The sequence below is a fragment of the Pseudomonas weihenstephanensis genome (assembly GCF_001043055.1).
Taxonomy (GTDB): Bacteria; Pseudomonadota; Gammaproteobacteria; order Pseudomonadales; family Pseudomonadaceae; genus Aquipseudomonas; species Aquipseudomonas weihenstephanensis.
In genome coordinates, this window is the sequence record NZ_JYLF01000008.1 from 136,938 (window position 1) to 153,431 (window position 16,494).

General features: G+C 61.3%; 4 protein-coding genes. 1 reads left to right on the top strand and 3 read right to left on the bottom strand.

Going from position 1 to position 16,494, the window contains the following annotated elements; translation table 11 throughout:
- Positions 1 to 59: 59 nt before the first annotated feature.
- On the top strand, positions 60 to 13,061 hold the full coding sequence (locus TU86_RS17905; protein ID WP_048365657.1) for a non-ribosomal peptide synthetase: 13,002 nt from the start codon (positions 60 to 62) through the stop codon (positions 13,059 to 13,061).
- A 47-nt stretch (positions 13,062 to 13,108) separates the two neighbouring features.
- Here the strand turns inward: TU86_RS17905 and dsbG are convergent, their stop codons facing one another.
- From dsbG to dsbD, 3 genes are read right to left on the bottom strand one after another with little or no spacing between them, the layout of a single operon-like run.
- Positions 13,109 to 13,882 (bottom strand): thiol:disulfide interchange protein DsbG, encoded by a 774-nt coding sequence (gene dsbG, locus TU86_RS17910; protein WP_048365658.1) that lies wholly within the window; start codon positions 13,880 to 13,882, stop codon positions 13,109 to 13,111.
- Positions 13,861 to 14,730 (bottom strand): TlpA family protein disulfide reductase, encoded by an 870-nt coding sequence (locus TU86_RS17915; protein ID WP_048365659.1) that lies wholly within the window; start codon positions 14,728 to 14,730, stop codon positions 13,861 to 13,863. The genes dsbG and TU86_RS17915 overlap by 22 nt, the downstream gene beginning before the upstream one ends.
- Positions 14,731 to 16,473 (bottom strand): protein-disulfide reductase DsbD, encoded by a 1,743-nt coding sequence (gene dsbD, locus TU86_RS17920; protein WP_048365660.1) that lies wholly within the window; start codon positions 16,471 to 16,473, stop codon positions 14,731 to 14,733.
- Between the last annotated feature and the right edge of the window lie 21 nt (positions 16,474 to 16,494).

Consider the following 16,494-nt stretch of genomic DNA (forward strand, 5'->3'; position numbering starts at 1 on the left):
GCGCCTCGTACTTCTAGCAGACCGAATTTCTTTCAAGCCGACCCCAGGCAGGAAACCCCATGATGGACGCGTTCGAACTTCCCGGCACATTGGCCCAAGCCCTGCAACAACGTGCAGCCCACACCCCGGATCAACTGGCGTTACGCTTTCTGGCCGACGACCCGCAGGCAGGCCAGGTGCTGAGCTATGGCGATCTGGATCTTCGCGCGCGCACCATTGCCGCAGCATTGCAGGCCAATGCCCGGGTGGGTGATCGCGCGGTGTTGTTGTTTCCCAGTGGCCCGGATTATGTGGCTGCGTTTTTCGGCTGCCTGTACGCGGGTGTCATTGCTGTACCGGCTTATCCGCCTGAGTCAGCGCGACGTCATCATCAAGAGCGTTTGCTGTCGATTCTGACCGATGCCGAGCCGCGCCTGCTGTTGACCAGCAGCGGTTTGCGCGCGTCCTTGCTGCACATGGATGAACTCTCAGGCGAAGGCGCGCCACAGCTGTTGTGTGTCGATGAGCTTGAACCGGGCATTGCTCAGGGCTGGCAACCGATCGCCTTGCAGGCTGACGACATTGCGTTCTTGCAGTACACCTCGGGTTCCACCGCCTTGCCCAAAGGGGTGCAAGTCACCCACGGCAATCTGGTGGCCAATGAAGTATTGATTCGCCGTGGTTTTGGCATCGACCTGAACCCGGACGACGTCATTGTCAGCTGGTTGCCGCTGTACCACGACATGGGCTTGATTGGCGGTTTGTTGCAGCCGATTTTCAGCGGTGTGCCGTGCATATTGATGTCCCCGGCGTACTTTTTGACCCGCCCTTTGCGCTGGCTTGAAGCGATCAGCGAGTACGGCGGCACTATCAGCGGCGGCCCGGACTTTGCGTATCGATTGTGCAGCGAGCGAGTCAGTGACACGGCGCTGGCAGGCTTGGACCTGAGCCGCTGGCGCGTGGCGTACTCGGGTTCTGAACCGATCCGCCAGGACAGCCTTGAGCGCTTCGCCGAGAAGTTCGCCTCCTGCGGTTTTACCCCCGCCAGTTATTTCGCCTCCTATGGTTTGGCTGAGGCCACGCTGTTTGTGGCCGGTGGCCAACGCGGTCAGGGCATCCCGGCCTTGTGCCTGGACGAATTGGCGCTGGCCGATAACCGCATTGTGCCGGGCGACGGTAGCCCGGTGATGAGCTGTGGCACCAGCCAGCCTGAACACGCGGTATTGATCGTCGAACCGGGTCAGCTCCACGTGCTGGCTGAGAATCGCGTCGGTGAAGTGTGGGCCAGCGGCCCGAGTATTGCCCACGGTTACTGGCGCAACCCCCAGGCCAGTGCCAACACCTTTGTCGAGTTTCAGGGGGCGACCTGGCTGCGCACCGGCGATCTGGGGTTTATGCACGACGGCGAGTTGTTTATCACCGGTCGCTTGAAAGACCTGCTGATCGTGCGCGGGCAAAATCTGTACCCGCAAGACATCGAAAAAACCATCGAGCGCGAAGTCGAAGTGGTGCGCAAAGGTCGGGTGGCGGCGTTTGCGGTGAATGTCAAAGGCGAGGAGGGGATTGGCATTGCGGCAGAAATCAGCCGCAGCGTGCAAAAAATTCTCCCCCCCGACGCGTTGATCAATGCCATTCGCCAAGCGGTAGCCGACGCCTGCCAGCAAGCACCCAGCGTGGTCGTGCTGCTCAACCCCGGCGCGTTGCCCAAAACCTCCAGCGGCAAACTGCAACGTTCAGCCTGTCGCAATCGCCTGGCCGATGGCAGTCTCGACAGTTACGCGCAGTTCCCGTCGGGCGACGATGCAGCGCTCAAAGAGGATGGCGCGCAGCGCGTGTCCGAACTTGAAGCGCTGATTGCCTGGGTCTGGTGTGAGCACTTGCAGGTCGAGCAAGTCGCTGGCGATGATCATTTCTTCCTGTTGGGCGGTAACTCGATTCTCGCCACCCAAGTGATTGCCCGCCTGCGCGAAGAACTCAAGCTGGAGCTGAGCCTGCGCCTGTTGTTTGAAGCGCCGACGCTGGGCGCTTTCGCTGCGCAAATCGGCGCATTGCAGCAGGATGGCGGCGTGGCCCAGGGCGCCATCGTGGCATTGCCGCGCCAGAACGGCCTGCCTCAATCGCTGGCGCAAAACCGCTTGTGGTTTATGTGGCAGCTCGACCCGACCAGCAGCGCCTACACGATTCCCGGTGCCTTGCGCCTGCGCGGTGAACTCAACGAAGCCGCGTTGTGCAGCAGTTTTGCGCAGTTGGTTGAACGCCATGAAGCCTTGCGCACGCGCTTTTATGAGCATGACGGGCAAGCCATGCAGTGGGTCGATGAACGTGCAGATTTTGACCTGCAACGGATTGATCTCAGCGACCTGGCAGTTGATCAGCGCGAGTCCCGTGCACAACAGATACGCGATGAACAAGCACACACCCGGTTCGATCTGCAAAACGGTCCGTTGTTCTGGGTCACGCTGGTCAAGCTCGATGACGAAGAGCACCAGTTGCTCTTGACCTTGCACCACATCATTGCCGATGGCTGGTCGCTCAACCTGTTGATAGAAGAGTTCTCACGGTTGTACGCGGCTGCCTGTCTCGGCCAGCCGCTGGAACTGACGCCGCTGGCGCTGCAATACGCTGACTATGGTAGTTGGCAGCGCCAATGGCTGGCGCAAGGTGAAGCGGCACGCCAGCTCGATTACTGGCACCGCCAGTTGGGCGATGAGCATCCGGTGTTGCGGCTGGCGGCCGACCACCCGCGTTCAGCTCTCCAGCGCGCCAGCGCTGCCCGCCACAGCTTAACGCTGGACGCCGCCCTGAGTGGGGCGGTACGCACGGCGGCGCACGCGCACAATGCCACGCCGTTCATGTGGCTATTGGCGACTTTCCAAACCCTGCTCTATCGCTACAGCGGCCAGAACGACATTCGCATTGGCGTGCCCAGCGCCAACCGGCCACGTCAGGAAACCCACGGCCTGATCGGCTTCTTCATCAACACCTTGGTGCTGCGCGGTCATGTGGAGGGGCGTTTAACGTTTGCAGAGCTGGTGCAACACACCCGTCAGGCCACATTGGAGGCTCAAGCGCATCAGGATTTGCCGTTCGAACAATTGGTCGAAGCCTGCCCGCAGGCTCGCGAGCACGGTTTGTTTCAGGTCATGTTCAATCACCAGCAGCGCGACCTGAGTGCCTTGCGCCGGTTGCCGGGTTTGCTCGCCGAAGAGTTGGAGTGGCACAGCCGCGAAGCCAAGTTCGACTTGCAGTTGCACAGTGAAGAAGACCGCCAGGGGCGCCTGAAACTGTCATTCGATTACGCCGATGAACTGTTCGATGCCAGCACGATTGCCCGTCTGGCCGAGCAGTTTGTCAGCCTGTTGGGCCAGGTGAGTGCGCGCGCGGATCAGCCACTCGGTGATTTGCACATGCTCTCGGCTCAGCAGTGCGCTGTGCAGCAAGGCTGGGGCAAGGCACCTTGCGCGCCAGCAGCGCAGTGGTTGCCGCAATTATTGGAACAACAGGCCCTGCAAACGCCTGGCGCTGTAGCGTTGCTGTGGGACGGTGGCAGCCTTGACGTTGCCAGCCTGCATGCTCAGGCCAACCGGTTGGCCAACTACCTGCGCGATAAAGGCGTCGGCCCGGATGTACGCGTCGCGATTGCCGCCCAGCGTTCGCCACAACTGTTGATCGGGCTGCTGGCGATTCTCAAGGCCGGTGGCGCCTATGTGCCGTTGGACCCCGATTACCCGCAGGACCGCCTGGCCTACATGCTTGAGGATTGCGGTGCCCAATTGTTGCTGACTCAAAGCCAACTGCTCGCTGCCTTGCCTGCTGTCGAAGCCGTCAGCGTCATTGCGATGGACTTGCTCAAGCTCGACAACTGGCCGAGCCACGCGCCGGGCTTGCACCTGCACGGCGACAACCTCGCGTACGTGATTTACACCTCTGGCTCCACCGGGCAACCCAAAGGCGTAGGCAACACCCATGCCGCGCTGAGTGAGCGTTTGCAATGGATGCAGGCCACTTACGGGCTACACGCCGACGATGTGCTGATGCAAAAAGCGCCGATCAGTTTTGACGTGTCGGTGTGGGAGTGCTTCTGGCCGCTGATCACCGGGTGCCCATTGGTACTGGCCGCCCCCGGCGAGCACCGCGACCCGCAGCGTATCGCGCAGTTGGTGCAGCAGTTTGGCGTGACCACCTTGCATTTTGTGCCGCCGTTGTTGCGTCTGTTTGTGGATGAACCTCAGGCGGCGCAGTGCCACAGCCTGCGTCGCCTGTTCTCGGGGGGCGAAGCGCTGCCGGCCGAATTGCGCAATCGGGTGCTGGCGCAATGGCCACAGGTGCAATTGCATAACCGCTACGGCCCCACCGAAACCGCCATCAACGTGACCCATTGGCACTGCGGTCCCGAAGACGGCGAGCGCTCGCCCATTGGACGACCGCTGGGCAACGTGCTGTGCCGTGTTCTCGACAGTGAGCTGAACCCGCTGCCGGCCGGGGTGCCGGGTGAGTTGTGCATCGGCGGTATCGGTTTGGCGCGTGGCTACCTGCAACGGCCGGGGCTGACTGCCGAGCGCTTTATCGCCGACCCGCTGGGTGAGCCTGGCGCGCGCTTGTACCGCACGGGCGATCAGGTGCGCTGGGGCGCCGACGGTGTGCTGGAGTACCTCGGGCGACTCGACCAACAGGTCAAATTGCGCGGCTTTCGTGTCGAACCGCAAGAGATCGAAGCGTGTTTGCTGGCACTACCGGGTGTGGCGCAAGCGGCAGTCTTGATTCGTGAAACCGCCGCGGGGCCGCAACTGATCGGTTACTACACTGCGCACGGGGCTGACGCCTTTGACAACGAATACGTGAGGGCCGCGCTGGCACAGGTGTTGCCGGAGTACATGGTGCCCGCGCAACTGCTGCAACTGGACGCCATGCCGCTCAGCCCGAGCGGCAAACTGGATCGGCGCGCATTGCCTGAACCGCTGTGGCAGGTGCGAGAACATGTCGAGCCTGAGACAGAACTGCAACAACAGATCGCGGGCATCTGGCGTGAAGTGCTGGGGCAAACGCGCATCGGTTTGCGCGATGACTTTTTTGCATTGGGCGGGCATTCATTGCTGGCCACGCAAATCGTTTCGCGGGTGCGTCAGGCGTGTGATGTGGAGCTGGCGCTGCGAACGCTGTTTGAAGCCAGTGAACTGGGAGCGTTTGCCGACCAGGTGGCACTGATTCAGGCGGCGGGCACACGTAATACGCAACGGCCGATTGAAAAAGTCGACCGTCGTCAGCCGGTGCCCTTGTCGTACTCGCAACAGCGCATGTGGTTCTTGTGGCAGATGGAACCCGACAGCCCGGCGTACAACGTGGGGGGCATGGCGCGGCTCAAGGGCGTGCTGGATGTCGGGCGTTTTGAGGCCGCGTTGCAAGCGTTGATCTTGCGTCACGAAACCTTGCGCACCACCTTCCCGAGCATCGACGGCGTGGCGTGCCAACGCGTGCACCACGAAACCGGCGTAAACATGGCCTGGCTCGACCTCAGCCAGTTGGATGAACCGACGCGTCAGCAGCGTTTGCAAGCGCTGGCTGACAGTGAAGCGCATCGACCGTTCGACCTGGAAGTGGGGCCGCTGCTGCGTGCGTGCATGGTCAAGGCGGGTGAGCGCGAACACTACTTTGTGCTGACCTTGCACCACATTGTGACGGAAGGCTGGGCGATGGACATTTTCGCCCGTGAATTGGGCGTGCTCTACGAAGCCTTCCTCGATGACCGCCTGTCACCGCTGGCCCCGCTGGCCGTGCAATACCTGGATTACAGCGTGTGGCAACGCCAGTGGCTGGAGTCGGGCGAGCGTCAACGCCAGCTCGATTACTGGACCGCCAAACTGGGCAGCGAACACCCGCTGCTGGAGCTGCCGAGCGACCGTGCGCGGCCCCCGGTGCAAAGCTATCAGGGTGAGTTGTACCGCTTCGACCTGAGCGACGAATTGGCGGCGCGGGTGCGGGCTTTCAATGCCGAGCATGGCCTGACGCTGTTCATGACCATGACCGCCGCGCTGGCGGTGTTGCTCTATCGCTACAGTGGCCAGAGCGATCTGCGCATCGGCGCACCTGTTGCCAACCGCATCCGCCCTGAAAGCGAAGGGCTGATCGGCGCTTTCCTCAACACCCAAGTGCTGCGTTGCCAACTCGATGCGCAGATGAGTGTGGGCGAACTGATAGAACAAGTGCGTCAGACCGTGATTGAAGGTCAGTCGCATCAGGACTTGCCCTTCGATCATGTGGTCGAAGCGTTGCAGCCACCGCGCAGCGCGGCCTATAACCCGCTGTTCCAGGTCATGTGCAACGTGCAGCGCTGGGCGTTCCAGCAACGCCGTGAATTGGCAGGGATGAGCGTCGAGTACCTGGCCAACGATGCGCGTGCCACCAAGTTTGACCTCAACCTGGAAGTCACTGACCTTGACCATCGTCTGGGTTGCTGCCTGACGTACAGCACCGATCTGTTTGACGAACCGCGCATCGCCAAAATGGCCGCGCACTGGCTCAACCTGCTTGAGGCGCTGCTGGGCGATCCGCAACAGCGCCTGAGCGAGTTGCCGCTGATGCTGGCCCCAGAGCAACAGCAACTGGTGCAACGCATGGCCGCGCCGGTGGCCGAACATGCGCTGGACCTGTGCATTCATAGCCTGTTTGCTGAACAAGCACGGCTTCGCCCCGACGCCATCGCGTTGACCTTCGCCGGCCAGCACCTGAGCTACGCCGAACTGGACAGCCGTGCTAACCGGTTGGCGGGGTGGCTGCGCCAGCGCGGTGTCGGACCGCAGGTGCGTGTGGGCTTGGCCCTTGAGCGATCTCTGGAGATGGTGATCGGCTTGCTGGCGATCCTCAAGGCGGGGGGCGCCTACGTACCGCTGGACCCGGAATATCCGCTGGAACGCTTGCACTACATGATTGAAGACAGCGGCATTGGTCTGCTGTTGAGTCACCGTGCGTTGTTTGACGCCTTGGGCGAGTTGCCGCAGCACGTCGCGCCCGGGTGCATGGAAGACCTCGCGCAGGAACTGGACAATTACCCGTCTGCTGAGCTGCCGTTTATCAGCCTGGCGGGGCATCAGGCGTACCTGATTTACACCTCTGGCTCCACAGGGCAGCCCAAAGGCGTGGTGGTGTCCCACGGCGAAATTGCCATGCACTGTCGTGCGGTGATCGAGCGCTTCGGCATGCGCCCTGACGACTGTGAGCTGCACTTCTACTCAATCAATTTTGATGCGGCGACGGAACGTTTGCTGGTGCCCTTGCTGTGTGGTGCGCGGGTGGTATTGCGCGCGCAGGGGCAGTGGGATGCGCAGCAGATCTGCCAACTGATCCGCGAGCAACAGGTCAATATTCTGGGCTTCACCCCCAGCTACGGCAGCCAGTTGGCACAGTGGCTGGCGACGCAGCAGCACACCTTGCCGGTGCGCATGTGCATCACCGGCGGCGAGGCGCTGACCGGCGAGCACTTGCAACGGATTCGCGCGGCGTTCGCGCCAAAGGTGTTTTTCAATGCCTATGGTCCCACCGAAACCGTGGTCATGCCGTTGGCCAGCCTGGCGCCGCAACAATTGGAAGAGGGCGCGAGCAGTGTGCCCATCGGCCAGGTCATCGGCGCGCGGGTGGCGTATATCCTCGACGCCGGGTTGGCCCTGGTGCCGCAAGGCGCCACGGGTGAGTTGTATGTCGGCGGTGCAGGATTGGCGCAGGGCTACCATCAACGGCCCGGCATGACCGCCGAGCGGTTTGTCGCTGATCCTTTTTCCGATAATGGCGGGCGGCTGTACCGCACCGGCGATGTGGTACGCCAACGCGCCGATGGTTTGGTTGAGTACGTCGGGCGGGTTGACCATCAAGTAAAAATCCGCGGTTTCCGTATTGAGTTGGGGGAAATCGAAAACCGCCTGCTGGATCACCACGACGTGCGTGAAGCGGTGGTGCTGGCGCTCGACATGGCCGGTGGCAAACAATTGGCGGCGTATCTGGTGTGCGACGCTGCGCAACACAGCGAGGTTGAACAGGCTGCGCTACGGGATGAACTCAAAGCGCAGCTCAAGGTGCAGTTGCCCGACTACATGGTCCCCACCCACCTGATGCTGCTGGCCAGCATGCCGCTGACGGCCAATGGCAAGCTCGATCGGCGCGCCTTGCCAACCCCGGACCCGCAGCTGAACCGTCAACAGTATGTGGCCCCCAGCAACCCGCTGGAGCAAAGCCTGGCCGGTGTGTGGTGCGATGTGTTGAACCTCAAACAGATCGGTCTCAACGACAACTTCTTTGAACTGGGCGGCGACTCCATTCTGTCGATTCAAGTGGTCAGCCGTGCGCGGCAACTGGGCATTCATTTCAGCCCGCGTGACCTGTTTCAGCACCAAACGGTGCAGGCATTGGCGGCGGTTGCGACGCGCACCGCGCAGCACCACGCCGAGCAAGGACGACTCAGTGGTGAGTCGGCACTGACGCCCATCCAGCATTGGTTCTTCGACACCGACATGCCACACCGTGAGCACTGGAACCAGTCGTTGCTGCTGGAGCCGAGTCTGGCGCTTGAGCCCCATACGCTGGAGCAGGCCCTGAGTGCGCTGCTGGAGCACCATGATGCGTTGCGCCTGCGCTTCCAGAAAACAGCGGGGCAATGGCGTGCGCAATATTGCACCGAGGCCGATCACGCACTTTTGTGGCAGGTCTCCGCGTCTGATATGCAGCAATGTGAGGCGCTGTACGCCGATGCCCAACGCAACCTTGACCTGCAAAGCGGTCCTCTGCTGCGGGCGTTGTTGGTCGATGGGCCGCAAGGTCAGCAGCGCTTGTTGCTGGTTATCCATCACGTGGCGGTGGACGGCGTGTCATGGCGCGTGCTGCTTGAAGATTTGCAAACGCTGTACCGCCAATTGGCGGCGCAACAGCCTGTGCGGTTGCCTGAAAAAACCAGCGCTTCACGGGCGTGGGCAGAGCGCTTGCAAGCCTATGCCGGCAGCGAATCGTTGCGTGAAGAGTTAAGCCTGTGGCGCCAGCAATTGAACGGGCCACGGGTCGAGCTGCCCTGCGACAGGCCACAGGGTGGCGGGCAAAATCAGCACGCGCAGACGGTCAGCGTGCACCTGGACGCCGAGCGAACCCGGCAACTCTTGCAACAGGCGCCCAGTGCTTACCGCACGCAGGTCAATGACCTGCTGCTGAGCGCACTGGCACGGGTGCTGTGTCGTTGGACCGGGCAGCCGTCGGCGCTGGTTCAACTGGAAGGGCATGGCCGCGAAACGCTGTTTGATGACATCGACCTGAGCCGTACTGTGGGCTGGTTCACCAGCGCCTATCCAGTGCGTTTGACCCCGTTGCCGGATGAAGAACAGGGCGCTTCGATCAAGGCTATCAAAGAGCAACTGCGCAACGTGCCGCATAAAGGGCTGGGCTATGGCGTGCTGCGTTACCTGACCGATAACGCCACGCGTCAGGCGCTGGCGGCGTTGCCGCAAGCGGCGGTGACGTTCAACTACCTGGGGCAGTTCGACCAGAGCTTTGCCAGTGACGCGCTGTTCCACCCGTTGGACGAACCTGTGGGCGCGGCCCATGACCCACTGGGGCCGTTGCCCAACGAACTGAGTATCGACAGTCAGGTGTATGGCGGCGAGCTACTGCTGCGCTGGACATTCAGCGCCCAGCGTTACGACGCAGCGATCATCGAGCAGTTGGCGCAAGCCTATGTCAGTGAACTGCACGCGCTGATAGCCCATTGCGTGAGTGGCGGCGCTGGCGGCCTGACGCCTTCTGACTTCCCGCTGGCCAGGCTTAGTCAGGCACAACTGGACGCCTTGCCGGTGGCGGCCGAGCTGATTGAAGACGTGTACCCGATGACCCCGATGCAAGAGGGGATGCTGCTGCACACCTTGCTGGAGCCGGGTACCGGGTTGTATTACATGCAGGACCGTTACCGCATCAACAGCGCGCTTGACCCGCAACGGTTCGCGCAAGCCTGGCAGGCAGTGGTCGGGCGGCATGAAGCGCTGCGCGCCTCGTTCTGCTGGAACGTGGGCGAAGACATGCTGCAAATCATTCATCGCCCCGGCAGCACTGAAATTGACTATCTGGATTGGAGTGCCGAGCCGCAGGAGGGGCATGAAGCGCGCTTGCAAGCCCTGCTCAAGCAGGAGCGTGAGGTCGGGTTTGATTTACTCAATAAGGCGCCATTCCACCTGCGCCTGATCCGTCTGGGGGCTGAGCGTTATTGGTTCATGATGAGCAACCACCACATCCTGATTGACGCCTGGTGCCGTTCATTGCTGATGAGCGACTTCTTCGACATTTACAGCGCGTTGGGTGAAGGCCGTGTTGCACAACTGGCCACACCGCCGCGCTACCGCGATTACATCGGCTGGTTGCAGCAGCGCAACCTGCAACAGGCCAATGACTGGTGGCAGCGCAACCTGCAAGGTTTCGAGCAAACCACTTACATCCCCAGTGACCGGCCGTTCTTGCGTGAACACGCGGGCGACAGCGGCGGCATGCTGGTGGGCGACTGCTACACCCGGCTTGAGGTGCAAGACGGTGTGCGCTTGCGTGAGCTGGCGCAGCAACATCAATTGACCATCAATACCTTCGCTCAAGCCGCGTGGGCCTTAGTGCTGCAACGCTTTAGCGGTGAGCGCGACGTACTGTTTGGCGTGACCGTGGCCGGTCGCCCGGTGGAATTGCCGCAGATGCAACACACGGTCGGTCTGTTCATCAACAGCGTGGCCCTGCGCGTGCAAATGCCGGCTGAGGGCCAGGCGCTGGGAGTGCGTCAGTGGCTGAGCAACCTGCTCGAACACAACATGGAGCTGCGTGAGTACGAATACCTGCCGTTGGTCACGATTCAGGAGCGCAGCGAGCTGCCAAAAGGTCAGCCGCTGTTCGACAGCCTGTTTGTGTTCGAGAACGCGCCGGTCGACATGACGGTCATGGATCGGGCGCACAGCCTTAAGGCGACGTCGGACTCGGGGCGCACCCACACCAACTTCCCGCTGACGGCCGTGTGCTATCCCGGCGATGACTTGGGCCTGCACCTGTCGTATGACCAGCGCTACTTCGAACGCAGCAGCGTTGAGCGTTTGCTGGCCGAATTCAAGCGTCTGTTGCTGGCGCTGATGGACGGGCTGGAAGGCGATATGGCGCAGTTGCCCTTGCTGGGTGACTGCGAGCGCGAATTTCTGCTTGCGGGGTGCAATCAGAGCCAGCGCCCATACCCGCTGGATCAGAGCTATGCCCAGCTGTTTGAAGCGCAAGTGGCAGCCCATCCAGAACGCATCGCTGCCAGCTGCCTTGATCAGCAGTGGCGATACCGCGAGTTGAATGCGCGCAGTAACCGTCTGGGGCATGCCTTGATCAACGCCTTGGTGCGGCCGGACCAGCCGGTGGCGCTGTTGGCCGAGCGCGGCCTGGACCTGCTCGGCATGATCATCGGCAGCTTTAAAGCCGGGGCTGGTTATTTGCCCCTGGACCCGGCGCTGCCGAGTTCACGCTTGAGCCGCATTATTGATATGAGCCGCACGCCGTTGCTGGTGTGCACCCAAGCCTGCCTCGAACAGGCCGAGGCGCTGCTCGACGAGGCGGGTTGCCCGATTCGCCCGCGTTTACTGGTATGGGAGCAGGTACAAGCCGCCGCGCTGGCCGACCATAACCCGCAGGTTTACAGCCAGCCGGACAATCTGGCGTACGTGATTTACACCTCGGGTTCGACCGGGTTGCCAAAAGGGGTGATGGTCGAACAGCGCGGGATGTTGAACAACCAGTTGAGCAAAGTGCCGTATTTGCAGTTGACCGAACACGACGTCATCGCGCAAACGGCTTCACAAAGCTTTGATATTTCGGTCTGGCAGTTCCTGGCTGCACCCCTGTTTGGTGCGCGCGTCGACATCGTGCCGAACACCATCGCCCATGACCCGCAGGCCTTGTTGGCGCAGGTCAATGCGCAGGGCATCACGGTGCTGGAAAGCGTGCCGTCGCTGATTCAGGGGATGTTGGCGCAAGAGCGCATTGTGCTCGACGGGTTGCGCTGGATGCTGCCGACGGGCGAAGCGATGCCGCCCGAACTGGCTCAGCAATGGCTATTGCGTTACCCGCACGTTGGATTGGTGAATGCCTACGGCCCGGCGGAATGCTCTGATGATGTGGCATTCTTCCGTGTCGATCAGGCTTCCACCCAAGGCAGTTATTTGCCCATCGGCACACCTACCGACAACAACCGTTTGTACCTGCTCGACGGTGACTTGCAGCTGGTTGCGCTGGGTGCCGTTGGCGAGCTGTGCGTAGCCGGGACCGGGGTCGGGCGCGGCTATGTCAGTGATCCGCTGCGCACGGCGACGGTGTTTGTGCCTAACCCGTTCGGTGCGCCGGGCGAGCGCTTGTACCGCACCGGCGATCTGGCACGCCGACGCCTGGACGGGGTGCTGGAGTACGTGGGGCGCATCGACCATCAAGTGAAGATCCGCGGCTATCGCATTGAACTGGGCGAAATTGAGGCGCGTCTGCACGAGCAACCGCAGGTACGCGATGCGGCGGTCAGCGTTCAAGAAGGTCCAAACGGCAAGTACCTGGTGGGTTATTTGGTGGCGGCGCCTTCGACGCTGAGCCACCGCGAGCGTCTGGAGCAGCTCAAGCGCTGTTTGCGCGCCGAACTGCCGGAGTACATGGTGCCGCTGCATTGGGCATGGCTCGAACACTTGCCGCTCAATGCCAACGGCAAACTGGACCGCAAGGCATTGCCTGTGATCGAGATCGGCCAGTTGCAACGCGAAGGCTATGTGGCGCCACGCACCGAGCTGGAACAGACCCTGGCCGATATCTGGGCCGAGGTGCTGACGGTGGAGCGGGTAGGGGTGAGCGACAACTTCTTCGAGTTGGGTGGCCATTCGTTGTTGGCCACGCAAATTGCTTCGCGGGTGCAGAAGGTGCTGCAACGCAACGTGCCGTTACGCGCCATGTTCGAATGCAGTTGCGTGGAGGAACTGGCGCAGTACATCGAAGGGCTGCAAAGCAGTGAAATCAACGAGGAGAAAGTAGACCGTCTCAGCGATTTGATGGCGGAACTGGAAGGGCTGTAGTCAGCGCAAAGGCCCGTGCTTGCATCAAGCACGGGCCTTTTGTGGCGTTATTTGGGACCGAGAATCTTCAGCAGTTTGTCTGGCGACGGCGCGCCTTGCTGCTGTTGCAGGTTGCCTTGCTCGTCGAGATAGAAAATCGCCGGGGTGGCCGCTACGTCCAGCTCGGTCATCAGTTGCATGTTGGCATCGAGCTTGGCCTGTACGTCGACCGGGATGCTGCCCAGTGCTTTAAGGGTGCTGGCTTTGCCGGCTTTTTCGTGGTCATGCAGGGCTTGCATCGGGTCTTTGGCTGCCATCAGCGCGGCCGATTTACCGGGGCTGTCTTCACGGATGATGCCGACCATGATGTGGCGCAATTGCACCTTGCCAGAGTCTACCCACGGACGGGCTTGCTCCCAGAACATGTTGCAGTACGGGCAGTTCGGGTCGCTGAACAGGTAAACAATGCGCGGCGCATCTTTTTTGCCGTCTGCGATCCAATTGCTCTTTTCCATGTTGGCCCAGACTTCCTTGGCCATCGGTTCGTACACCCACTTTTGCAGCGGTGCCAGGCTCAGGTCTTTGCCTTGGGCATCATACAAATTACCCACCAGCACGTTGCCGTCTTTGGTCAGGTACAGCGCCATGCCGCGATTCTGGTATTGCGCTGCATAGCCGCGCAAACCGCTGGGCGCGTCAAAGCTGCCAACGATTTTGGCGCCCTTGGCCTCGATTTTTTTGATCGCCGGGGGCAATTCTTCGGCGTGCAGCCATGGCGATTGCAGCAGGGCAGCGCCGAGCAGTGTGGTCATGCTCAGGTTTAGCAGTGTGCGGTTAGGCATTGGGTAGTCCTTGCAGGGTTGCCCTGGAGGGCTGACTTTGAGGTGTTCGGGTCAAAATTTTCGAGCGCCCGGGCCAGGCTGGCTTGCGACAACTCGCCCAAATGGCTGGCCAGCAAGCGTCCTTCAGCGTTGTAGAACAGGGTGGTCGGCAAGGCCATCGAGCCTACTTTCTGCCCCAGTTGGCCGCCACTGTCGAACAGCACGTTACTCAGGTTCAGACCTTGGGTTTCAAGGAAGGTGCTGACGCTTTGCATGCTCTCGCCCTGATTGACGAACAAGAAGGTCACGTCTTCGTGTTGGTGCTGCGCGTTTTGCAACACGGGCATTTCGCGTCTGCAAGGCGGGCACCAGGTAGCCCAGAGGTTGATCACTAACGGGCCGCCTTTATAGCTGCTCAGTTGCACCGACTCGCCGTTGGCATTACGCAGCGCCATGTCGGGTAATTGGGTGCCTTTGTCGTAGAGATTCGAGGCCAGACTGGCGAGCAGCCAGAACGCCAGGCCACTGCCCAACCCCCAGCCGAGCGGGCGTCTGAGGCCGGTGCGACGCCAGCTCCAGACCACGGCCCCGACCACGACGGCCAGCAATCCCGGCCACATCAAAAAGCCGCCGTCGCGCAGGTCGAGCATTTGTAGGGGATCGTTTTCGAAGTAGCGCCAGTAGCCAATGACGAACCCTATACGTGCTGCCAGCAAACCCAGCAGGAACAAGCTGAACAACACTGACTCAGGGTTTTCGCCACCGCGTTTAGCCACGCGCCAGCCCACCAGCGTCGCCAGGGCGAGGGCCAGTATCAGCAGCAAATGGTTGATTGCCAGTGCAAACGAACCGATGGTCAGGGTCAGCATTTAGAGGAGTTCCCGGGTGGCGTTCCAGTTATTCAAAAAAGTCTCGGCGTTGACTTCGCCGGTAATGCGTTGCGCGCGACGCTCAACTCCGTTGGGGCCTATCCAGATAAAGCTGGGCGGGCCGGGTACTTGATAGCGGCTGAGCAGGTCGCGGCTGGCGACAGTATCGGCGGTCACGTCCAGACGCAACAAGCGCACGCCTTGCAGGGCGTTCATCACCTGCGCTTGGCCGAAGACTTTTTTCTCCATCACCTTGCAGGACACGCACCAGTCAGCGTAGTAGTCGAGCATCACCCACTGGCCCTGCGCTTTGGCGCTGGCCAGTTCTCGCTCAAGGGTGGGGATGTCCTTGACCGTGATGAACGCGTCGTGGCCCGTATTGGCACTGCTGCCCGCCACGGTTTTGGCGGTGTACACCGCAAGCGGTTGCCAGGTATCGGTGCTGCCCCCGGCGGCACCAAGCAACATCAGTGCGCCCCATATGCCTGCCACCAGGCTCAATGGGCTGAACAGGGTTTTGGCCCGCAAGAACGGCTGGCCTTGTTGCCACAGGCTGCTGGCAAAAATCAGCAGCAGGACGCCCCATAAGCCGACCCACAACGATTCATCCAGCACCGGGCGCACCAACAGCAGGGCGGTGCCCAAGAACAGGAAGCCAAACAGGCCTTTCATCAGGTTCATCCAGGCACCGGGTTTAGGCAGGAAACGGCTGCCCACAGTGACCAGAAGCAACAACGGCATGCCGATCCCGATACCCATTGTAAACAGCACCAAACCGCCCTCCACGGCATTGCCGCTTTGCGCGATATAGAGCAAGGCGCCCGCCAGCGGTGCGGTCATGCACGGGCCGACCAGCAAGCCCGACAAAGCGCCGAGAATGCCCGCGCCAATCAGGCTGCCGCCTTTGCGCCCGCGACCGGCTGTTTCGAGGCGATCACGCAGCGCGGTGGGCAATTGCAGTTCGAAGAAACCAAACATCGGCAGTGCCAGAACCACAAATAACGCGGCAAAACTGCCGAGCAGCCACGGCTGTTGCAGCAGCGCCTGCAAATTGGCGCCGAGCAAGGCCGCCAGTACTCCCAAACCTGCGTACACCAGCGCCATGCTGACGACATAACTGCCCGCCACCGCAAAGCCGCGACCGGGGCTGGCGCCGCTACCCACCACCAGGCCTGCCAAAATAGGCAGCATCGGTAGCGAACAAGGGGTGAAAGCAAGCAACAGGCCCAGCCCGAAGAACAGTAGCAAGCTCCAGACCAGTGAACCCTGCTGCAAAGTGGCGGCTAACGACTGGTCTTGCGCCTGTTCGGGCGCAGTCGCGGATTGAGCGCCCCCCAGATCAACCTGTTGGCTTTGCGGTGAGTAACACAATCCGGCGTCGGCGCACCCTTGCCAACTGACCTTGATCTGGCCGCTGGCATTGGCGGGAATGAGCAGCTCAAGGCGGTCTCGATAAACCTCAGTCGCGCCGAAAAACTCGTCACTGTGCGCCAACCCCTCAGGGAGTGGTGGCGTGTGCGCGGCATCCAGGCCCTCGAACTTCAGACGCTTCTTGTACAGGTAATACTTATCGGTGATTTTCCATTGCAGACGCGTTTCACCTGAAGGCAGCGGCTCGGCGCTGAAGACGAACGCCTGTTCAGCCGGTAGGAAGTCGGCCTTTTGCTCAAAGGGGTTGTCGCTGGCGTAGGCCTGACTAAAACCCGTCAGCAGCAGGAAAAAAAACACAATCAAACGAGACATGCGCCAGACCTTGGTATTTTC

What these genes read in the sequence shown, in the direction of transcription:
- TU86_RS17905 (WP_048365657.1), top strand. Translation starts at nt 60, where the DNA reads ATGATGGACGCGTTCGAACTTCCCGGCACATTGGCCCAAGCCCTGCAA.
- dsbG (WP_048365658.1), bottom strand. Translation starts at nt 13,882, where the DNA reads ATGCCTAACCGCACACTGCTAAACCTGAGCATGACCACACTGCTCGGC.
- TU86_RS17915 (WP_048365659.1), bottom strand. Translation starts at nt 14,730, where the DNA reads ATGCTGACCCTGACCATCGGTTCGTTTGCACTGGCAATCAACCATTTG.
- dsbD (WP_048365660.1), bottom strand. Translation starts at nt 16,473, where the DNA reads ATGTCTCGTTTGATTGTGTTTTTTTTCCTGCTGCTGACGGGTTTTAGT.